At 61.0% G+C, this 19,391-nt stretch carries 20 protein-coding genes and 1 pseudogene; 11 read left to right on the forward strand and 10 right to left on the reverse strand.

All coding sequences use genetic code 11. The annotated features are described in order from the left end of the window. Position 1: 1 nt before the first annotated feature. From P0Y33_RS06145 to P0Y33_RS06160, 4 genes are read left to right on the forward strand one after another with little or no spacing between them, the layout of a single operon-like run. A complete protein-coding gene (locus tag P0Y33_RS06145; RefSeq protein ID WP_279529661.1) occupies positions 2–2,191 on the forward strand; it encodes an acetate--CoA ligase family protein in 2,190 nt (729 codons plus the stop codon). Then, positions 2,184–2,990, forward strand: coding sequence for an enoyl-CoA hydratase/isomerase family protein (locus tag P0Y33_RS06150; protein ID WP_279529662.1), 807 nt, complete (start codon positions 2,184–2,186; stop codon positions 2,988–2,990). The genes P0Y33_RS06145 and P0Y33_RS06150 overlap by 8 nt, the downstream gene beginning before the upstream one ends. Next, positions 2,987–3,802 carry a carbon-nitrogen hydrolase family protein gene (locus P0Y33_RS06155; protein WP_279529663.1) on the forward strand — a complete coding sequence of 272 codons (816 nt, stop codon included), beginning with the start codon at positions 2,987–2,989 and terminating at the stop codon, positions 3,800–3,802. The genes P0Y33_RS06150 and P0Y33_RS06155 overlap by 4 nt, the downstream gene beginning before the upstream one ends. Positions 3,803–3,850: 48 nt before the next feature. Then, on the forward strand, positions 3,851–4,351 hold the full coding sequence (locus P0Y33_RS06160) for an Lrp/AsnC family transcriptional regulator (RefSeq protein WP_279529664.1): 501 nt from the start codon (positions 3,851–3,853) through the stop codon (positions 4,349–4,351). Between the two features lie 66 nt (positions 4,352–4,417). On the opposite strand, the gene P0Y33_RS06165 is transcribed toward P0Y33_RS06160, so the two are convergent. Together P0Y33_RS06165 and P0Y33_RS06170 are read right to left on the reverse strand one after the other, a co-directional pair. Continuing rightward, positions 4,418–6,700 (reverse strand): hypothetical protein, encoded by a 2,283-nt coding sequence (locus P0Y33_RS06165; RefSeq protein ID WP_279529665.1) that lies wholly within the window; start codon positions 6,698–6,700, stop codon positions 4,418–4,420. Positions 6,701–6,785: 85 nt separating this feature from the next. Then, on the reverse strand, positions 6,786–7,208 hold the full coding sequence (locus tag P0Y33_RS06170) for a universal stress protein (protein ID WP_279529666.1): 423 nt from the start codon (positions 7,206–7,208) through the stop codon (positions 6,786–6,788). A gap of 338 nt (positions 7,209–7,546) precedes the next feature. Between P0Y33_RS06170 and tbsP the strand changes: the two genes are divergently transcribed. Then, the gene (tbsP, locus tag P0Y33_RS06175; protein ID WP_279529667.1) at positions 7,547–8,365 is read left to right on the forward strand and encodes a transcriptional regulator TbsP; all 819 of its coding nucleotides are present in this window, start codon (positions 7,547–7,549) and stop codon (positions 8,363–8,365) included. A 177-nt stretch (positions 8,366–8,542) separates the two neighbouring features. Continuing rightward, positions 8,543–9,118 (forward strand): hypothetical protein, encoded by a 576-nt coding sequence (locus P0Y33_RS06180; protein ID WP_279529668.1) that lies wholly within the window; start codon positions 8,543–8,545, stop codon positions 9,116–9,118. A gap of 23 nt (positions 9,119–9,141) precedes the next feature. Here P0Y33_RS06180 and P0Y33_RS06185 read toward each other — a convergent pair whose 3' ends face one another. Further along, positions 9,142–9,417, reverse strand: a complete 276-nt coding sequence (locus tag P0Y33_RS06185; protein WP_279529669.1) for a DUF7521 family protein — start codon at positions 9,415–9,417, stop codon at positions 9,142–9,144. A 6-nt stretch (positions 9,418–9,423) separates the two neighbouring features. After that, positions 9,424–9,780 (reverse strand): ArsR/SmtB family transcription factor, encoded by a 357-nt coding sequence (locus P0Y33_RS06190; RefSeq protein WP_279529670.1) that lies wholly within the window; start codon positions 9,778–9,780, stop codon positions 9,424–9,426. Between the two features lie 111 nt (positions 9,781–9,891). Here P0Y33_RS06190 and P0Y33_RS19105 point away from each other — a divergent pair. Continuing rightward, positions 9,892–10,008 (forward strand): annotated as a pseudogene (locus tag P0Y33_RS19105) (DoxX family protein); the annotation flags it as partial. A 666-nt stretch (positions 10,009–10,674) separates the two neighbouring features. Here P0Y33_RS19105 and P0Y33_RS06195 read toward each other — a convergent pair. After that, on the reverse strand, positions 10,675–10,848 hold the full coding sequence (locus tag P0Y33_RS06195) for a hypothetical protein (protein ID WP_279529671.1): 174 nt from the start codon (positions 10,846–10,848) through the stop codon (positions 10,675–10,677). A 120-nt stretch (positions 10,849–10,968) separates the two neighbouring features. On the opposite strand from P0Y33_RS06195, the gene P0Y33_RS06200 reads away from it, so the two are divergent. After that, positions 10,969–12,033, forward strand: coding sequence for an ATP-binding protein (locus P0Y33_RS06200; RefSeq protein ID WP_279529672.1), 1,065 nt, complete (start codon positions 10,969–10,971; stop codon positions 12,031–12,033). 62 nt (positions 12,034–12,095) lie between these two features. Further along, complete coding sequence (locus P0Y33_RS06205) at positions 12,096–12,899, forward strand: hypothetical protein (RefSeq protein ID WP_279529673.1); 804 nt, start codon at positions 12,096–12,098, stop codon at positions 12,897–12,899. A 69-nt stretch (positions 12,900–12,968) separates the two neighbouring features. On the opposite strand, the gene P0Y33_RS06210 is transcribed toward P0Y33_RS06205, so the two are convergent. Then, entirely contained in the window at positions 12,969–14,282 is a 1,314-nt protein-coding gene (locus tag P0Y33_RS06210; RefSeq protein ID WP_279529674.1) for a hypothetical protein, read from the reverse strand. A 186-nt stretch (positions 14,283–14,468) separates the two neighbouring features. On the opposite strand from P0Y33_RS06210, the gene P0Y33_RS06215 reads away from it, so the two are divergent. Then, positions 14,469–15,632 carry a tubulin/FtsZ family protein gene (locus tag P0Y33_RS06215; RefSeq protein ID WP_279529675.1) on the forward strand — a complete coding sequence of 388 codons (1,164 nt, stop codon included), beginning with the start codon at positions 14,469–14,471 and terminating at the stop codon, positions 15,630–15,632. Between the two features lie 296 nt (positions 15,633–15,928). Next, complete coding sequence (locus P0Y33_RS06220; RefSeq protein ID WP_279529676.1) at positions 15,929–16,768, forward strand: VOC family protein; 840 nt, start codon at positions 15,929–15,931, stop codon at positions 16,766–16,768. A 14-nt stretch (positions 16,769–16,782) separates the two neighbouring features. Here P0Y33_RS06220 and P0Y33_RS06225 read toward each other — a convergent pair whose 3' ends face one another. The 4 genes from P0Y33_RS06225 to P0Y33_RS06240 all read right to left on the reverse strand — a co-directional run bounded on the left by P0Y33_RS06225 (position 16,783) and on the right by P0Y33_RS06240 (position 19,368). Further along, on the reverse strand, positions 16,783–16,929 hold the full coding sequence (locus P0Y33_RS06225) for a hypothetical protein (protein WP_279529677.1): 147 nt from the start codon (positions 16,927–16,929) through the stop codon (positions 16,783–16,785). A 15-nt stretch (positions 16,930–16,944) separates the two neighbouring features. Further along, entirely contained in the window at positions 16,945–17,388 is a 444-nt protein-coding gene (locus tag P0Y33_RS06230) for a hypothetical protein (RefSeq protein ID WP_279529678.1), read from the reverse strand. Between the two features lie 473 nt (positions 17,389–17,861). After that, entirely contained in the window at positions 17,862–18,455 is a 594-nt protein-coding gene (locus P0Y33_RS06235; protein WP_279530093.1) for a helix-turn-helix domain-containing protein, read from the reverse strand. Between the two features lie 28 nt (positions 18,456–18,483). Next, complete coding sequence (locus P0Y33_RS06240; RefSeq protein ID WP_279529679.1) at positions 18,484–19,368, reverse strand: IS1595 family transposase; 885 nt, start codon at positions 19,366–19,368, stop codon at positions 18,484–18,486. Positions 19,369–19,391: the final 23 nt, after the last annotated feature.

Genomic DNA, 19,391 nt, shown 5'->3' on the forward strand with positions numbered 1-19,391 from the left:
GATGGGTGAAACAGATATCGACCGGATTCTCGACCCGGATTCGGTCGCCGTCGTGGGTGCCTCGACGGACGAGACGAAACGTGGCTACCAGGCGATCCAGACACTACAGAACAGCGGGTACGACGGAGATATCTATCCAGTGAACCCGAATGCCGACGAGATTCGCGGGCTTACCGTCTACCCGACAGTCTCCTCGATTCCTGCACGTGTCGATCTCGCCCTTATCGTGACACCAGCGCCGATCGTTCCCGACGTCCTCGAAGACTGTGGTGACACCGACCTCGCGGGCGCGATCGTCGTCGCTGTCGGGTTCAGTGAATCCGGCGCCGACGGCGAAGCACTCGAAGAAGAAATCGTCTCGATCGCTCGCGAGAACGATATCCGCCTCATCGGCCCGAACACCTCCGGAATGATTAACGTCCATCGCGGGCTCAATCTCGTCGGCGCCGATATCGTCCCCGAGGGGAACCTCGCCTTACTCTGCCAGAGTGGCAACATGGCGATTGGACTATTTACAGAAGCCGCCGACCGAGATGGGGCTGGCTTCAGCCACTACGTCGGCGTCGGAAACGAGTCGGACCTCCACTTCGACGAATACCTCCCGTTCTTCGTCGATCACGACGAGACCGATGCCGTCGTGTTGTACGTCGAGGGGATGGAGGATGGCCGTGCGTTCCTCGAGACGACAAGCCAGGTCACGACCGACCTCCCGATTATTGCTCTCAAAAGCGGGCGCACCGAGGCGGGCAAGCAGTCGGCGAGTTCCCACACCGGGTCGCTCGCGGGCGACAGTCGTGTCGCCGACGCGGTCTATCGACAGGCAGGCATCGTGACCGTCGACCGATCCGACGAACTACTGCCAGTCAGTCGCGCGCTCGCTGACCTTCCTGCCGCATCTGGGACGAATATCGGCATCCTGGCTGACGGCGGTGGTCACGCGACTCTTGCCGCCGACGCACTCGTCGACCGTGGACTCGACGTCCCCAGGCTCGGGGACGCTACACAGACGACGCTCCAGAACCACCTGCCAGACGCCGCGAGTATCGTCAATCCAGTCGACGTCGCGGGCGGGACTGATGACGACCCGAGTGTGTTCTTCGACTGTGCGGAGGCGATCGCCGCCGACCCGAACGTAGATGCACTCCTCCTCACCGGTCTCTTTGGTGGGTACGGGATCCGATTCGCCGACGAGTACACGGACGTCGAAACGCGGACTGCCGAACGGCTCGCGACACTCGTCGACGAGTACGACATCCCCGTCGTCGTCCAGAGCGCGTACGAAGGATTCGACACGGAAGCCCACGAGGTCCTCCGGGCACACGGCATCCCGGTCCTCCAGTCACTCGAGGTCGCGACGAGTTGCCTCGACGCACTGTCGACCTACGGGACACACCTCGAAACAGCCGACACGAAGAGTGACTTCACGCTCGACCGAGACGAACCGGCACCATCGGAGTCACTCACGTCGGCTCTCAAGGCAGGCCACGACACCCTCTCCGAGTACGAGTCGAAGGAACTCCTCGATCAGAACGGTGTCACCGTCACGCCCTATCGGCTCGCGACGTCCGCCGACGAGGCCGTTGTGGCCTTCGAGGCGTTCGACGAACCCGTCGCGATGAAGGTCGTCTCCCGCGATATCGTCCACAAGTCCGAAGCCGACGGCATCGCGCTGGACGTCGATAGCCCCACAGTTGCCCGTAACCAGTACCACGAGCTACTCGACGCCGCCCGCAGCTACGACCCCGAGGCGGAACTCGATGGGGTACTCGTCTCTCCGATGCGTGAGGACGGCATCGAAGTCATCGTCGGTACCGTCGACGACCAGCAGTTCGGTCCCGTCGAGATGTTCGGGCTCGGCGGCATCTTCGTCGAGGTGCTCGAAGACGTCGGATTCCGTGGGCTCCCACTCACTGAAGCAGACGCTCGAGCGCTCGTCGACGACATCGAGGCCCAGGCGATGCTCGACGGCGCTCGCGGGGATCCAGCGGTCAGCCGCGAGGCCCTCGTCGAGTTGCTGGTAGACGTCTCGGACCTCGTGGCGTCGAACCCGGCTATCGCCGAACTCGACCTGAATCCGGTCCTCGCCGGGCCGGATGGTGTCGAGATTCTCGACGCGAGCATCACACTCGAGTCGCGTGAGGAAGTTGCGAAGCGGAATCTCGTCGCGACTGGGGGTGTCGACGATGAGTGAGGCGATTGCGGTCGACTCGGAGACGGTGGCAGTAACCCGTCCGACAGACCACGTTGTCCGACTCACACTCGATCGTCCGGACGTGATGAACGCCTACAACGAGGAACTGCTCCGCTCGGTCGTCGAGGCGCTGACAGCCGCCGACGACACCGCCGACGTCCGAGCGATCGTGCTTCACGGGAGTGGTGATGGGTTCTGTGCTGGAGTCGACCTAAACGACATGCCACTCACCCCAGAGATGGACTTCGCGGACTACGAGGACGGTCTCGGACTGTTCCAAGACGTCGTCCGGACGCTCCGCTCGATTCAGACTCCAGTCGTCGCAGCCATCGATGGCTACGCACTCGGCGCTGGCTGTGATACGGCTCTGGCCTGTGATTTTCGCGTCGTCGACGACGATGCCGTCATCGGCGAGACGTTCATCGACGTCGGGTTCGTTCCCGGCGACGGCGGCGCGTACCTCCTCCCACGGCTGATCGGCGAGGAACGGGCGAAAGAACTCATCTTCACCGGCCGCAAACTCGCCGGCGCGGAGATCGTAGAGTGGGGCCTGGCACGCGAGCACGTCGAGGGAGACGTCGTCGAGGCAGCACAGTCCTTTGCCGAGACACTCGCCGAGTCACCGCCCGTTGCAGTTGGCCAGAGTAAAGCGCTGGTCAACGAGAGCCAGGATATCGATCTCGAAACCGCGTTCGAGCACGCAACCCGTGCCCAGCGAATCTGTGCCCAGACCGAAGACCACGCCGAAGCGGTCGCCGCGTTCAGCGAGGACCGCGAACCCGAGTTCGAGGGACGATGACCACACTCGACTCGTTCACGTGTCGGCTCGTCCAGTGGGAAACCTCGCTTGGCCCGCCCGACGATGGGACACTCGACGCCATGAGTGAGACGATTCGGGCAGCGGGTTCGGACCAGGTTGACCTCGTCATCTTTCCGGAACTCGTGACGACTGGCTACCACGTCTTCGACCGACTCGCCGACGATGCCGAACCGATTCCGGGACCGACGACCGACCGTCTCGGACGCGTGGCCGCCGACGCCGACGTCCACGTTCTGTTCGGGATGCCCGGCCGTACCGATACGGGATATCAGAACGCGGCAGTCTGGCTCGACCGAGACGGCGCGGTTCGGGCGGCGCATGTGAAACGGCATCGATGGGGCGCCGAACGCGACGCCTTCGAGCCTGGTCCGGGCCCGACCGTCGTGGAAACAGATTTCGGGACGTTCGGACTCCAGATCTGCTACGAGGCGAACTTCCCCGAAGCGAGTGCCGACCTCGCACGCACGGGCGTCGACGCAATCATCAATATCTCGGCGTGGTCCGTCACGATGGAACCAGACTGGCACACACTCCTCCCCGCCCGGGCACTCGAGAACGGGGCCTACCTCCTCGGGTGCAACCTCGTCGGCGACGAGGAATCGACGACGTTCTGCGGGCACAGTAAGGCCATCAATCCGGATGGGACTGTGCAGACGGAACTCGACGAGACTGCGGGAACGCTCACAGTGACGCTCGAACGGGACCGATTGCGCACCGAACGCGACCGCAATCCGATGCGACACGACCGGGAGCAACTCGCGGCAGATGGACGTGAGGAGCAGACAGACTGAATCCGGTTGTCGGTGAGACTAATAAAACTCGCACTCCACGACACAGTAATGCCCGAAATCGACCTTGACGAGACGGACTTCAGACTTCTCCAGTGGCTTGATCGCGAAGGTGAAGTCGACGTCGACGAAGCCGCCGAGGAGTTCGACATCAGCACGTCGACGGTGTACTACCGACTCGACAAGTACCGCCAGCAAGGCATCCTGAAGGGGAATGTTGCGGACCTCGATCCAGCCAAACTCGGCCTCGAACTCGCGGCAATCACGACGATCGAGACGAGCTACGAACGCAGCCACGACGAAATCGCGGAGGAACTCGCCGAACTCTCGGGTGTTCAGCGAGTGTACTCGATGCTCGGTGAGATGTCCTTTTACGTCTTCTCGCATGTCTCCGACCATAGCCATCTCCAGCGGATCTCGGAGAGCATCATCGAGATCGACGGCGTCGAGAACTCCGTGACCAACGTCGTACTCCGGACCTACAAGGACGACCCGCGACTCCTCAGCAACTACGACGAAGACGACCTCGAGCAACTCTTCAACGAAGAGTGAAACTCGGCTGGGGGGTCATTCACGTCGGTACGTCCCACAAGTGTGGGGTCCGATATCCACGGAGCGCTACCGAGCGATGTCCAACAGGTCCTCGACACCTTCGTAGTCGATTTCGAGTTCGCCGACGAGTGCGCCCGTATCGATGTCGTCGAAGTCGATGACGTGTCTCGCGACGCCACGGACGACATCGACGTCCCGAAGCGGGGCGTCGACGAAGAGTTCGGTCAGGACCCCAAGCCGATAGAGACCGATATCGTCGTCGTCCAAGTGCTCTCGGAGAGTGACTGCGACGGGAAGCGAGGCGTCCTCGAGCAGGTCGTACAGGAGCGCGGACTCGTAGAGCTCCCGTTCGTCGTCGAACAACTCCGCGACCGGCCCGTCGATGTCAACGTCGATATCCGCGATTTCCACGAGTTCGGCGAGTACGTCTACGACCTCGATATCGGCGTCGTCGGCGAGGAATTCCTGGATGATGTCGGTCTCGGGGAGCGTCCGGTCATCGTCGATCACGACCGCCATGATCTCCTCCTCATCGAGATCGATGTCGTCGACGAGAACGTCCAGTGCGTACACGAGATCCGTGGGCGTCCAAATCGCTCGAGGGACGTCTACCTCGGTCGGTACGTTCGCGTCCTCGGGGACCTCGACGACGTCCGAGACCGGGACACGCGACGGCCGCTCGTCGGTGGTCGATTTTCCGGTATCGCTCTCGTGAGTCTGCTCGTCGGCAGTTGGGGACTGCGCGGCTGACTCGTCACCGTCGTCCTGATCGGCGTCGTCCGAGTCGGACTGGGACTGTTCAGGCGTCTCCTGCTTCTGAGAGGAGGACTTGGCTGGAGCGTCGCCGCCATCCTCTGTCGACGTTTGTTCTGTCGACTCTGACTTCGACGGTGTCTGTGTCCCGGAGGCCTCCCGAGACGACTGCTCGTCGGGATGATGTTCGGACTGCCCGTTCGAGTCTGGATCAGACTGTGTCGAAGACTCGTTCGCAGACTCGCTCTTCGACTCGGTGTCTGCGTCGTCGTTTTGTGTGCCCGACGTCGAGGACTCCGTTGGTGACTTCGTCGACTGGGACTGCTCGTCGTGTTGCTGAGACGGCGCATCCGTCTGCTCCTGACTCGTCGCACGTGTCTCAGACTGGGTCTGCTGTGTCGACTGTGTGTCGTCGGCAGTACTCGACCCTTCCTGTCCGCCACGTTTCTGGGGCTCGCCGGCTTTCGACGTCTTCGAGTCTACCTCAGGAGAGTCGTCCTTCGTCTGGTTCGTTCGCGGCTGTTCGGCCTGCTCCGACTGACCGTCGTCTTTCTGAGTATCTGTTTGCTTCTGCGTGCTCTCCTGCGACTGGCCATTTCCCGCAGGTTGCTCGGCTTCGACTGAAGCGTTCCCAGCAGACGCCGACTGTTCGGCCTGCTGTGTCGCCTGCTCCGTGGGCTGGCCAGTCACCGGACGCGAGACGATGGCGCCACTCCCGCCGACGGCGATACACTCCTCACTACCGACGGTCACATCTTGGAACGGCTTGTCGACAGGGGACTCGACCGCTTGCAGTCCGTCCTCGTCGTTGTAGTAGCGAATCCGACCACTGGCGCCGACGATGACGACCTTGTCACCGTCCACGGCCACTCCGTACAACGGGCCGTCCGCGGCGTCGACGGCGTCCCACGACGATTCGTCGTACAGGTAGAGCGTGCCGTTCTCGCCGACGACGTAGACGTACTGGTCGTCCGCCGCGATGTCGTAGAGCGTCGATCCGGCGACCTCGATGCCGAGTTTGGTCCACGACCCGTCCTCTGACTCGAAGACTTTCCCACTCGAGTTCACCGCGTACATCGTGTCGTTCACGGCCTCGACCGAGTGGACGCTCGACCCACTCCCGAGACCGTCGCCGCCCGGCGAACGAGCCGCCTGTACCCACTCGACGTCGCCTGACTCCGCCGTGTCCGCAGTAATCGACCCGCGGAGGACCGACCCAGACCCGTTCACGAGGTGGACGGTCTCCTCGTCGGCCGCACCAGTGACAGTGAGGCCGTTCCAGCTCCCGGTAATACCCTTGGGGGCGGCGTGATCGACGAGTTCCTCGGCGCTTCTGTCGTAGTGACCGAGGGCGCCACTCGACCCAGCGAACCAGACACGCTTCCCGTCGTCGGTGACCGCGGCGGCGTACAGGTCGCTTCCCTGGCCATCCGGGCCGTCTTCCTCGCGGACGGTCCACCCGTCGGCCTGCTGTTCGAGGAATACGCCACCGCTCCCGACGGCGAACGTATCGGCGCCGACCGACTCGACGGCGTAGAGCGTCGTCGAAACCGGTGTCGACTCCTGTTCCCACTTCGGGTCCGACTCAGTATCCATATACTTACAGACTGGTTACAAACTGAAAAATACTCTCCCCAGGAGAAGTGGTCAACGAGTCAGGAGAGTCAACGCCTCACTCGTATCAGTGGACGATTGTCACGGGGACCGGCGAGCGGCGAACGACGGCCTCCGCGACACTCCCGAGAAGGACGCGGGAGACGCCCGACCGGCCGTGGCTCCCGATGACGATGTGGTCGACGTCGTTTTCCTCGGCGTACGTCACGATAGAGCGGGCCGGCTGGCCGACCGGCGTCGCCGTCTCGGCAATCTCGACGTCGAACTCCGCGGCCGTCGCACGTGCCTCGTCGAAGAGTTCCTCGGCCGCCTCTTGGGAGCGTTCGAGCCACTCGTCGCTCGGCACCGAGAGTGCCGAGACAAGGTGCGTTTCCGCGGGGTCGAGGACGTGGATCAAGACGAGTTCGTCCGCCTCGAACTCCTCGAGTGCGTACTCTAAGGCGTGTGTAGACTGCTCGGACTCGTCGACCGGGACCAGAATGCGACTCATAGGCTAGGTTGAACGCACAGTCCAAAAAAGATGCAGGGCAAGTCAGAGCGAGTTCGACGGTGTGTTTCAGTCTCGGTACCATCCTGTGAGGATTGCAGCTGAGCGCAGGACGGCGGAGCGTCGCACTCTACTGTCGCTCACACCCTCCTCTGAAGAGGTGGGCTTCCCCTCGCCACGTGTTAGACCGTTTAAAATGGATGGGTAGGAACCGAAATGAATTGTGTGCTAACTCAGACAACATCGACAGAATTGCCCAATATTCTAGCAGTGGTGTACCGAATCCATTGTCGAAGCAACATAGGAGTAACCATATATAGTCTGGAAACCTACATTCACCTATGGCACCATTGCTCGGCACCACGGTCGACGACGTCCTGGAGGAAGTGCTCGATGAGGGGCCCGACGATCTATTCGTCGTAAACCCCTCGGCGGACATGATCGAGAGCGTCATCGAGACTGCAACGCATTACGAGGGAGAGCTTCCGGAGATCCGGATGCTGGCCGATCGGCGACTGCTGAAGAACGTGATGGACGACTTCCTTGTCGCCACCAACGCGGCCGATCTGATCGAGGCCGACACGCTCTCGCTTCGCACCGTCGAGGACAGTACGCGAAGTTCACTGTTCGTCACCGAATCGCAGATTGTCGCGCTCGTGACGGCCGACGACAATGTTGGTGGGCTCGTCACCGACGACGAGGAGTTCGTCGACGCCGCCTACGAGACCGTCGAGGCTGACTGGGAGGCCGCCGACGAGTACACGCTCCGGACGCCCGGCATCTCGCGCATCCGGCAGACGCTCGACGACGAGATCAGCCCCGAGGTCGAGGAGGACTTCGAGAACGTGCTCGCGTCGCTCGAGAGCGCTCGTGGCGACGGTGATGGCCTGGACGAGGTCACGATCAGTCTCCTCGTCGCTGCGCGCAACCGCGTGCTCCTCTACGACATCTCCAAGTGGGGCGAGGACGTCGGGATCGCTTCCAAGGCTACGTTCAGCCGCACGAAGACGAAGCTCGAAGACATGGGTCTCATCGACACGGAGAAGGTCCCCATCGACGTCGGTCGACCCCGTCTCCGCCTGAAGCTCGCCGATGAGCGACTCCAGGACTCCGACCCCTCGGAACTCGCTAACGTCGCCCAGTCCATCCTCGCTAGCTAAACGGGCCTGGAACCGGACTCGGTCGATATCGACGGTCGTCCATCGGTGGGAACGGACGACCGATCTGTACGCGGGGCGACTACCACGATATTCCTTTTCGACGACGAAGCTTCGAGTGTCGAAACTGGAGGACAACCGAAGGTTCAAGCCTTCTTCTGAAAAACGAACTAACATCTCATGGATACTGCTGGCCATCGGGGCGTCACACTTACCGTTATCTCGACGATTGGACTCGCTCTTCTCGGATCGGATCTGCTTGAACCGTCGATTCCCGTCGGCGGTGCATTGCTGCTCTGTCTCGGCATCGGCTACGTCGTCGCGCCACTCCCGAACACACTCGAACAAGTCGTCAACCGTGGCCGACGCGGTCCCCTCCACAGCGTGTTTTCTCCACTCCTCGTCGCTCCAGTGCTGTACTTCAGCCTGCTCGGCGCAATAGCCCAAGGCCAGCACTTCCTCACGCGCTCGCTCTCAATTCCTGTTTCCGGGGGTGTCCTCGCACTCCTGATCGCGGGGACCGTCGGCGGCGCATGGGTTACACACATCCTCGTCGACCTTGGCTCGATCAGTCGTGGTCGCTTCCAGTTCGCCCCGCTCGCACCCCTTTCAGACCGATCCGTCGCACTCGGCCTCTACGACTCTGACTCGAAGATTCTCAACGCGACGATCTTCCTTGTCGGCGTCGTGCTGGTTGGAGTCCTCGCCGTCGTCTTCCTCATCCAGATCCTTCTCAGCACCAGTCTCTTCAGCTAGCTGGACACGCGTTCGTTTCGAGGCTAGGGATTCGGCGCGTACAGTGCGTACAGGATCGAGAGCATCCCCGCGGTGACGAGCAGTGAGGCGACGAACCCGGCCTCGACGAGCGAGAATCCGGACACCTCGACGAGTAACCCCTCTAGGACACCCCCGATACTGATGAGGACGAACCCGATGGCGACGTAGAGGAGTGTCTGTGCGTTGTTCCGTTGATAGCCTCGGTACGCCTGATAGGCGATGAGGAACCCGAGGGCGATAGTGAGCAGTTTGACGGCGACGAACCAGAGTTCTTGCATAGTGTGTCAGTCTCCTTCTTCCCGCATAGTCTGGAAGATGGACGTGATGCGGTCGGCTGGGTCGGCCTGCACGTCCACTTCGACGTCAAATCCATCCGCGTTGAGGAGGATTTCGACCCGTTCGAGGCAGGCCTCGTACTCCTTGTAGTGGTGGCCTGCCGGGTCGACGTGAGTGTGCGCCTCGAGGAAGCCCTGCTCGACGAGCCGGTTGACTCGTCGCGAAACGGTCGGCCGCGACATATCACACTTCTCGCTTAGCTCGCCCGCCGACAGTCGCTCGCGTTTCGTCGCGACCAGAATCTCGCGTGCGTACTCGTCGTCGAGTGTGGCGAACACCTCCGGGGCCTCCGACTCCTCGTTCACACGCTTACTCGTCGGCCGAGTAGGAAATATCCCACCGGTTTTCTGAGTCAGAACATCGACTCACCCTTATATGCTCTATCCGGCCCTCTCTGCAAGTATAGGTGCATCAATATGGCAACTAAATATACAATCGGACTGAACGAGTTAGAGAGCAAGATCGGCGGCGTGGCGGTCCACGCAAAGGTCCACAGCCTGTCGGCATGGTTCGTGCTGGCGCTGAGACTCATAGAAGATCAAGGCGGAAACCCACGATGTTAGTCGTGGGAGGAAGCCGACAGCGGGGAGAACAGTCCACGATGCGACAACCCGGCCGGGTTTCAAACGCGAACGTTCAAGTGGTTCGTGACCGAATAAATTGATAGTGCCAGCAGGCCACAAGTGTCGGCTGGGACGGGCGGCCAGTCAGCCCGCCTTGAACTCGGGACCGCGGAAGCGAGCGTGTTAGCCTTGCCCGTTCTGGGCATGGCTTCTCCGCACCCCATAGTGGGTTAGAGTGGAGGTCACCGGGAATTAAATGGACGTGCCCCACCGCCTCACACTCGGAAGAGCGTGAGAGTGGCCCTCCATAGCCCCGTACCCCTCGTCGTTTGAAGCGACGATGGAGTACCCGACCGTGGAACGGAGTGGTTCCACACGGGGAATCGGTGGGTTGCTGTCAGCCGACGACGCTGTTGGTCGCTCGGGCCGAAACCCCATCGTGGGTGGAAGCCCACGACTTCAGTCGTGGGTAGCTGACCTTGGACGTCGGCGCCGTCACGTCGCTCGGCCTCGCGACAGTGCTCGGCATCCTCGCCGGGTTCCTCGCGTACCGTCGACGCCCGGGACGAAAGCCCCCGGTCTCGGCCTGAGCGTCTTTCCGTTCGACGTCGAGCGAACTGTTCTTCCCGTCTCGTCCTACTCAACGCGCTCGACAGTCTCTTCACCGCAGTGTGGGCAGTACTGGTGGTTCTCGGCGACCGATTTCTCGCAGGATCGGCAGACGTACGTCGTGTCGGTCTCCGCCCCGTCGCCGTCGAACGCCTGTTTTGCCTCCTCGAATTTCTTCCCGGCCTTTCTGAACAGGCTCATTGACCGATATACGCTACCGAGTCGCAAAAGGATTGGCACCGGTGCATATTGTTGGAAGGGGGATTATTTCGCGAATTTGTGGTCGGTACACATACCCGTCTCCAGTCGATTATCTTCTATATGACTCAGCAGTCGCTCCAAATGCGGTCGCCATTTCTTGTCGTCATCGGGGGACTGTTGTTGTTCCTCGTCGCCGCCGTCCACCACGGCCAGGAAATATTCACTATCGGCAGCGTGGCCGGGCCGGTCGTCGCGCTCCTCGTCGACGGCCTCCCAGCGCTCGGGCTGGCCTACGCGGGCTACTGGCTCGCCGAAAACGACTCCTCGCCCACGAATCGGTGGGTCATCTTTCGCTGGTGTCTCGCCGGTGTCGTCCTGTTTGGCACCATCATGGGCGCGACGCTGTTCGTCCGCGCCTTCGAAGGTCGAGTCATCACCGAGCCACTCTTCCCACTCCTGGTCGCGATCAATGCGGGTGGAATCGCGGGGTTCGTCGCGGGCTACTACCAGTCACGTGCACGAGCCAAGGCCCACGAGGCGAAGACAGTGAGCGAGGCTTTCGAGTTCGTCAACAGTTTGATTCGCCACGACCTGCGTAACGACCTCGTCGTGATCCGGGGCCACGCCGGCATCCTCGATGATGAACTCTCGTCGACGGACGACGTGGAGAGCGAGACGCCCGACGTCATCGTCGATAAAGTCGACGAAGCGTTGACTCGAATCGAGACGAGCAACGCCGTCGCCCAGACGTTGGTTGGCGACCCCGACCTCGAGACTGTCGACGTCGCGGACATCGCCGCCGAGATGGCTTCCCAACTCGAGACGTCACACCGGCTCACCGTAACGACCGACCTTCCCGATCAGGCACTCGTCACGGCCAATGCCGGCCTCCGGTCGGTGCTGGACAATGTCTTGGAGAACGCCGCCGACCACAACGACGCCGACGACCCACGGATCCACGTCGCAATCGAGACGACCGAAGAGACTGTCCGGCTGTCCGTGGCTGATAACGGGCCGGGTATTCCCGACGACCAGCGGGCACAGCTCTTCGATCCGTCCGGGGACGATCAGGGCGGCCTCATCTTTGTCGGAAAGCTGGTCGAGGAGTACGACGGGACGGTGCACATTGAGGATAACGAGCCTCGTGGAACCGTCTTCGAGGTGGAGCTTCCGCGAGCGGGTTAGGACTGAGTCGGACGATTCCTTCTCGGCCATATTTTTGCGTACCCAGCGACTACAGGGTCATAATGGAGATTCTCGACACCGAAGCACTGGTCCGCACGTATGCTCCACAGACCGAGGAGTACCGACAGGACCCGATGCGGGCGGTCGAGGACTATCGTCGCGTCCAAGAGTTCGCTGCCGAGCACCCTGACGCCGGGCGAACGCGCGTTGGAAACGCACTCGACTTACCACCGAGTCGGGTTCGAACGTGGCTCAATGGCGGGATGCCTGATTGTGTCCGCGGACTGCACGTCGCCCAAGATCACGGTTGGGTGCCACTCTCCGAGACTGACGACGTCTTCGTCGGCGGGCTCAATGTTCTCGTCGCGTGGATCTTCTCTGGTGGGTCGATCTCCGTCGAGAACTTCTCGCCGTCCTTTACTGTCGATGGGCCAACGGCCCGCATCCGCCTCGAGTCGGCCCTGGAGACGGCCGGCGTCGAATACCGTGTGGTCCACGAAGACGAGAGCGGTCGGGCGACCGAATTCCGCATTGGTGAGGGCGAAACCGTCCTCGGTCGGACCCTGGCCGCACTCGGCGCCCCAGTTGGTGAGAAAAACGTCGACACAGATCTGTCCCTTCCAGAGTATCTTGATGACGCGTCGACGGCAGTTCGGGAGGAGTTCGTCACCGTCTATCTCCAAAACCGACTCTCCCAGGATCAGGGACGTACAGAGGCCCGCTTCCGTGAAGAACGACCGGATGCGTATTGTGAGGCCTTGGGTGGATTATTGGATGCGGTCCTCGACGTCGAGGTGACGGTCTCAAAGCAGAATATCTTCCTCTCCCGTTGGCCCGACTGTGTGCCGCGCTCCAGTGGCGTGTAGCCGGCTACGTATTTTCCTTCGAGGAGAAGATCGTTCACAGCGACGTCGCACAATCCACTTTGAGACGGCTCAGCTTGGCTGATCGATTTGGGCCGTGATGGTCTCGACGTCGTCGAGATACTCGACAGCGAGTCGGTAGTTCGTGTACGCACGAGCGCGTGGATTGTCGACCGAGTCGCGACCGAGTTCGGTATCGCCCGACTGAATGAGTCGATGCCCCTCTTCGATGAGCAGTGAGAGGAGTGGCCGGTCTACGGCGGTGCGTATCCGCTCACGGAGGAGCGTGAGTCCGCGAGCTTTGGTCCGGTCAAGGATGGCTGCAGGGACGCGATCGGCGTCTGCATCAAGTGGGATATCGTTCTCGAGGGCGTCGAAGGCGCGTCCCTTCAGGAGCGATTCGGCATTTCGTACAGTCCGATAGAGCGGCAGGCCTGCATACAATCCGTTCGGCGTCGCAAGGTTTGTGTTCTGTATGTAGGAGAGAACTATCGAGCGAATAGTTCGGTGGGGACCCGCTGGGAGTGCGCGAATCGTCTCCTGGCTCCGTTCGGACTCTTGGGGGGAGAGCATTCGGTCTCGTGTGTCTGCGAGGATTTGGTCGTCGACGTCGCGGACATGGGCTGTGAGATCTCGGCCGGGGATACTGCGCTCGTCGAGTGTCGCGCGCAACTCCTTATAGTGGCGAGCGGCATCGGCCCGCTGTCGGCGTGCCTGAAGGTGTGTCCCCCACGTATTGATGGTGTCCTCTGGGTCGTATTTCGTGATCGGCGTGTCCTGGCCGACGAAGGTGCCATTGCGGTAGGAGTTCAGCTTTGCACGGCCGAGCCACCGTTCGACCCAGTACAAGCGAGCAAGATCGACTTGCGGGTCGCCCACTGTATAGGTAATTCTCTGGCGAGTGTTCGCGATAGCCTGTTGGATTTCGCGGGCTTGGTCGGCGAGCTGTTCTCCCGTGGCTTTATCGAGTGCGAGTCGTGCGCCGCCGATTGCACGTCCGGCGTGCATCATACCGAGTCGGATATCGACGATGGCGTCCCACCCGGTCGCCCGTTCAGCGTTTGTGAGGTAGTCTTGAGCGCTCGTGATATTTCTGCCAGGGTCGCCGAATGCGGGGAGGTTGCTGCTGGCTGTCTCTTTGTCCGAAACACGATCCCACGTCTGTTGGGCACGATCGATCGAGGCTTGGAGGTCCTTGCGGGCGGCGACGACATGGCTGTCGGTAACTGACGGGTTGGCAGTGTGGCTCGGGATCGTGCGAAGCAGTGTGCGCCACATCGCGAGCGTGTCCGGTAACAGGCTTGCCGGCAGAAGACCGCCTACGCCGATAGTGCCGCCTACAGCGACACTGCTCGCGAGCAGGTTTCGACGACTGATGGAGGGCATTGGCTCAAGAGTTCTACAGACCCGGCTAAGAGTTTTTCCACAGACAGGTCTGAGAAATCCGGTTCGGAGACGCTCTAGAACGCATCTCCCACTAGACCACCATTTTTCTCTCGTGTAGCGGTACTCAGTGGACCCTCGACGACGGCTGAACACTTATGTCGACTCAGAAAGAGGTTGACACTGCCCATGCAGTTGGTCCTCATCGGCGTTGGTCAGGCAGGTGGCAAAATCGTCGACGCGCTCCTCCAGCGTGAGTCGGCAGACAAGACCCCGTTCATCCGGGAGGCTGTCGCGATCAATACGGCCGAACAAGATCTTCGTGGACTCGATCACGTCCCCGAGGCAAATCGACACCTCGTCGGACAGAGCCGGGTTGGTGGCCACGGTGTCGGCGGCGACAACGAGCTCGCCGCCGAGATTGCACAAGACGAGCGTTCCGAACTCGTCCGGGCAATCGATGTCCCGGCGACGAATGTCGATGCCTTCCTCGTCGTCGCCGGCCTCGGTGGTGGGACTGGGAGCGGCATGAGTCCGGTCCTCGTGAACGAACTCCAGCGAATCCACACAGAGCCGATCTATGGGCTCGGAATTCTCCCGAGTGAAGACGAGGGCGGCCTCTACTCACTGAATGCTGCACGCTCGCTTCGAACGCTTCGGCGAGAGGCCGACAATGTCGTCCTGATCGATAACGATGCCTGGCGCTCGAGTGGTGAATCACTCGGCGACGCCTACGAGTCGATCAATCGCGAGATTGCACGCAGACTCGCAGTCCTGTTTAGTGCAGGTGAACTTAGTCAGTCGGACACTGTTGGGGAAAGTGTGCTCGACGCCAGCGAGATCATCAATACACTGCGTGGCGGGGGAGTGAGCGCACTTGGATATGGGTCGGGCAAGATCGATACTGATGACTCATCCGGGCGACTGTCGGGACTCCTTGGTTCTTCGACACCGAGTGTCGACGAGACGACTGCCGTCAACCTCACCATGAGTACGATCCGAAAGGCCGTTCGCAGTCAGCTTTCCGTCCCCTGCGACGTCGCGAGTACAGGTCGGGCGCTCGTTCTCGTGAGTGGGCCGCCGGCATGGCTCAGCAGAAAGGGCATCGAGCGCGGCCGACAGTGGGTCGAAGAGACGACTCAGTGTTTGGAGGTTCGCGGCGGCGACTATCCGCTCCCGGAGTCCGATCACGTCGCGGCAGTCGTGTTACTCTCGGACGTCAAGGAGAGTGAGCGCCTTGATCAACTTGAGGCAGTGGCAGCTGACGCTCAGGGTGAACAAGAAACGCATGAGAATGATGGGGAGGTAAGTGGAGAGTCGTTGAGTGATGACAAGCTAGATGGTCTCTTCTAAAGGAGAAACAACGCGAGTTTCCCGCCCCACCCCACCCCACCGTGGGCGGAAAACACTATTGGCGGCAGAACACCCGTCCAACAGTCCGATTCCTCCTTTCATCTCGTCATCACCCATTTTCGGACCACTGGAGCAAGGTGCTTTCCGAAAGAGAAGCTTCGGAATACTCCCGAAAACTGACTGGAAGGGTAGCTCCCACGACCGAAGATTTTCCGAACCCTACTCACAACCAGCAACACACCCGCTAACAACTACACCCACGGAACACTTTACCGGATTCCCAGGAAGAGGACCGTATGGACCTCACGATCGACCACGTCACCGTCGCCGGCCGAAATTTAGACGCGCTTTCGACGGCATTCTCCGACGGGGAACTCCCAGCAGAGTACGGTGGGACACACTCGAACGGGGCAACACACATGTCGATTGTCGGCTTTCGTGACGGGAGCTACATCGAACTCGTCTCGACAGTCGACTTGTCGACGCCCTCGCCGTGGTGGCACGATCCCATCTACGGCGACGGCGGGCCGTGTGCATGGGCCATCGACGTCGAGGACATCGACGAAGCGAGCGAGACACTGCGGGATCGGGGCATCGCCGTCGAGGGACCGATCGACTACGAGCGCGAACGGGCAGACGGGACACTCGTCGAGTGGGAACTTTCCTTCCTCGGCGACGAAGCGGACCCTGGCGCAACACTCCCCTTCCTGATTAGTGACCGAACACCTCGAGAACTTCGCGTCCAACCGACCGGCGACCTCGCGTCCTCTCCGATCACCGGCGTGGAATCGGTCGTCTTGGCCGTTCCCGATCTCGAGACTGCGAGCGAACGCTTCCAGACGGCGTTCGACCTTGACTCACCGTCACGAGAGTTCCTCGATCATTTCGACGCCGACGCCGCGGTCTTCACGGACGCACCAGTCATCCTCGTGACACCGAATGGAGATGGGTGGCTCGCGGATCGTCTCGAGCAATTTGGACCACGACCAGTCGCCTACCTACTCGGTGCCGACACTAACTCGGAAGTGGGCCTCGACGTCGTCAAAACGGAGCCGTTCGCTGGTCACACGCTCGACTGGGTCCGACCAACCGAACCGATTGGCCGCCCGTATCTCGGCATTCTCCCCGACCAGTGAAGGCTGGACTCGGCCTACTTGCCTTCGACGACCGCCATCTCGGCGTCGTTTCCGATGACCTGAATCGGGTACCACTCATCCTCGATCTCGACGAGTGCCTCGGAATACCCACCGTCACCAGTTCGTGCTCGTTCGACGAACTGCACCTGCTGGTCAGTCAACCCGAAGGTGTCTTGTCACTCATCGATCTCTTCGGTTCGGTGCAAGACGGTCATCGCGGAGTTGTTGATGATCGACTCGGCCTCTTCGTGACTGAAGAAGTCCCGAACGTTCTGCGTGAGAAAGCGAATCGACGTATCGAAGTGCCGACTGTGTCGAATCCGCTGGCCGAGGAACTCGAGACTCTTCGCTTCCCGGAGCAAGTACCGTGCTTCGTCAACGACGAAGACGACGTTCTTTGGCGTCTCCTTGGCCCGCTCGTAGACAAGCGAGAAGAGGAGTTGCATCATCAACCCAGAATCCCCACCACTGCCTTCCTGCTGGCTGAGGTCTAGATATATGACGTCCTCATCGCGGAAGTCGAAGTCCGTCTTCTGGGCGAGATTCGTGTAATGGCCATCGACAAAGGGGCGCAACTGGCCCAGTAGCTCGGTCGCCCGCACTTCGATGTCCGTGGCCACCTTGGCCGTCCGGACTGGGTCTCGGTCGTGGCGTTCGACTGTGTCCCACTTTCAGTGCTACTCGATTGTCTCCCACTGCCGACACGGGAGACCGTCCGCCGACCGGCCTGTCGGTCTTGTTCGCGACGGCCGCAGGTGCACGCCGCGTCGAGTTCGTGAGCCGATCTTCGGCAGCATCAAGTCGGTCACTGAGGGGGTTGACAGCGGTGAAGTACCATGGGTCATCCGACTCGTGGTACTCTGTCTCGAAATCGTGTAGAAAGCACTATCGAATACCGATATATTTCGCTGTGGCCGGTACACTATTACCTGTTGGACTTGTGTATACAATTGTCTGCCAGGGGAAGCCAAACGGAATCTGTCTTGCTCTGGGGGGAGTGTTCCGTAGCAGATTCTGGCTTATCTTCCCGGCAGACTCTTTGGTATATCCCGGACAGTAGTCTCAAAGGGCCCAAACTGGCCTGCAGCCGAACTCAGGGCTCTTGGATACGGGCGTCGAAGATATCCTCGAAGATCCGCTTGAGCCCTTTACGGAGATGTTGCTGGAAGGTCGGCGCCGAGACATCCAGTGTTGCAGCCACGTCGGTCCCTGACGCATCACGTGGCCACTCGAAGTACCCCTGGAAGTAGGCCGTCTGAATTGCCTCGAGTTGCTTTTGGGTCAGCAAGTCGGTGAGATCGTACTTCAGCCCACTCCCAGACGTTGTCTCGGCGTCCAGCGGCTGTCGGCGAACGAGTCGAAGCTCCGACAGGCGTTCCTGGCACGTCTCGACGAATGTACGGATGTCCATCGACGGCGAGCACAGTACCGTCGCGCGGCCGCCATCAGGCCCGACACGGATCGCCTGAACCGTTGCCTCCTGTGTGGCGAGGGCGTCGACGAGTGTGAAATCGGAGACAGTCAGGCCAACGAGCGTCATTCCTTCAGTTTCGCGGAGGACGTCGACGTTCGTGATCGACGTCGACTGCTCGACGGCCGTCGTGAATCGGGACAGATCGGAGTTGTGGATCGTCGCATACACGATCCACGTACCCGTTCCTTGGGGCACGAGTCCATCAACGTCGATCGCTCATGGGAAGCACGTTGTTGGTGTGTTAGAGAACGGTTCGGACGATTTCTTTGAGAGCCTCTCGACCTGGTTTGCGGAAGATTCGTCGCCGGAGCTGGAATGCTCTGAGATAGGGCGTTAGCTTGTCTTTTGAGACGCCTCGATGCGGCGAGAGCCACCGTCGCGCCAGCGACGCGTGGCTCTCGCAAGTGTTCACGTGTGTGTCTTCATCGACGTATTCACCCTCGCCGTGAATCACCGCTTCTCGCTGGAAATTCTCGTCGTCTTCGAGTGGATCGTATGCTCGAAATCCGTCGGTGTAGACGGTGAGCGACTCCTCCTCGCGGTCGCCGAGGAGGAGTCGCACGGTTGATTCGTCAGCGGATTTCGCTGGCACGACGTATCGCTGATCGCTGCCGCGATCAACGAGTGTGAACACCGGTGGCTTGTCTTCGGCGTAGCTTCCACGACCACGTTTCGAGAGGCCACGCGAGCGCGACTCTCGGTCGCGCTCGCGGCCTTTCAGCCCTGCAGTAACGTACACTTCATCGATTTCGACTGGGCCAACGAGATCGATAGCTGGCGCGTCGAGCGTTCTGGCGAACTGCTCGACGCGCCGCCGAAGCGACCGGTAGGAGACGTCGAGTTCAGCGTCTAGTTGACGAATACTCGTGTTGAACCGGAGTAACGTGTAGAACGCGAAGAAGAGCTTGTCAAGGCCGATCTTCGCGTGCGCGAAGATCGTGCCGGTCTTGGGGTTGAACGTGCGGTCGCAATCCTTACAGAGATACCGTTGATACTGTCGATAGCTGCCGTGTTTGATCACTGACTCAGACCGGCAGCGCGGGCAGTAGAGGCCATCACGCCAGCGAACCTGCTCCAGCAGGTTCGCGGCGCTCGCCTCTGAGTTCAGCAATTCAACTGGGAACATTGCATCGGGTGACGCGTTCGCGT

The sequence above is a fragment of the Halospeciosus flavus genome, from assembly GCF_029814175.1.
GTDB classification, from domain to species: Archaea; Halobacteriota; Halobacteria; order Halobacteriales; family Halobacteriaceae; genus Halospeciosus; species Halospeciosus flavus.

Excerpts from the sequence above, each read along its gene's own strand:
- P0Y33_RS06210 (WP_279529674.1), bottom strand. The coding sequence starts at position 14,282 with ATGCCCTCCATCAGTCGTCGAAACCTGCTCGCGAGCAGTGTCGCTGTA.
- tbsP (WP_279529667.1), top strand. The coding sequence starts at position 7,547 with ATGGCACCATTGCTCGGCACCACGGTCGACGACGTCCTGGAGGAAGTG.
- P0Y33_RS06160 (WP_279529664.1), top strand. The coding sequence starts at position 3,851 with ATGCCCGAAATCGACCTTGACGAGACGGACTTCAGACTTCTCCAGTGG.
- P0Y33_RS06205 (WP_279529673.1), top strand. The coding sequence starts at position 12,096 with ATGGAGATTCTCGACACCGAAGCACTGGTCCGCACGTATGCTCCACAG.
- P0Y33_RS06215 (WP_279529675.1), top strand. The coding sequence starts at position 14,469 with ATGCAGTTGGTCCTCATCGGCGTTGGTCAGGCAGGTGGCAAAATCGTC.
- P0Y33_RS06185 (WP_279529669.1), bottom strand. The coding sequence starts at position 9,417 with ATGCAAGAACTCTGGTTCGTCGCCGTCAAACTGCTCACTATCGCCCTC.
- P0Y33_RS06165 (WP_279529665.1), bottom strand. The coding sequence starts at position 6,700 with ATGGATACTGAGTCGGACCCGAAGTGGGAACAGGAGTCGACACCGGTT.
- P0Y33_RS06145 (WP_279529661.1), top strand. The coding sequence starts at position 2 with ATGGGTGAAACAGATATCGACCGGATTCTCGACCCGGATTCGGTCGCC.
- P0Y33_RS06170 (WP_279529666.1), bottom strand. The coding sequence starts at position 7,208 with ATGAGTCGCATTCTGGTCCCGGTCGACGAGTCCGAGCAGTCTACACAC.
- P0Y33_RS06220 (WP_279529676.1), top strand. The coding sequence starts at position 15,929 with ATGGACCTCACGATCGACCACGTCACCGTCGCCGGCCGAAATTTAGAC.
- P0Y33_RS06200 (WP_279529672.1), top strand. The coding sequence starts at position 10,969 with ATGACTCAGCAGTCGCTCCAAATGCGGTCGCCATTTCTTGTCGTCATC.
- P0Y33_RS06195 (WP_279529671.1), bottom strand. The coding sequence starts at position 10,848 with ATGAGCCTGTTCAGAAAGGCCGGGAAGAAATTCGAGGAGGCAAAACAG.
- P0Y33_RS06150 (WP_279529662.1), top strand. The coding sequence starts at position 2,184 with ATGAGTGAGGCGATTGCGGTCGACTCGGAGACGGTGGCAGTAACCCGT.
- P0Y33_RS06180 (WP_279529668.1), top strand. The coding sequence starts at position 8,543 with ATGGATACTGCTGGCCATCGGGGCGTCACACTTACCGTTATCTCGACG.
- P0Y33_RS06240 (WP_279529679.1), bottom strand. The coding sequence starts at position 19,368 with ATGTTCCCAGTTGAATTGCTGAACTCAGAGGCGAGCGCCGCGAACCTG.
- P0Y33_RS06155 (WP_279529663.1), top strand. The coding sequence starts at position 2,987 with ATGACCACACTCGACTCGTTCACGTGTCGGCTCGTCCAGTGGGAAACC.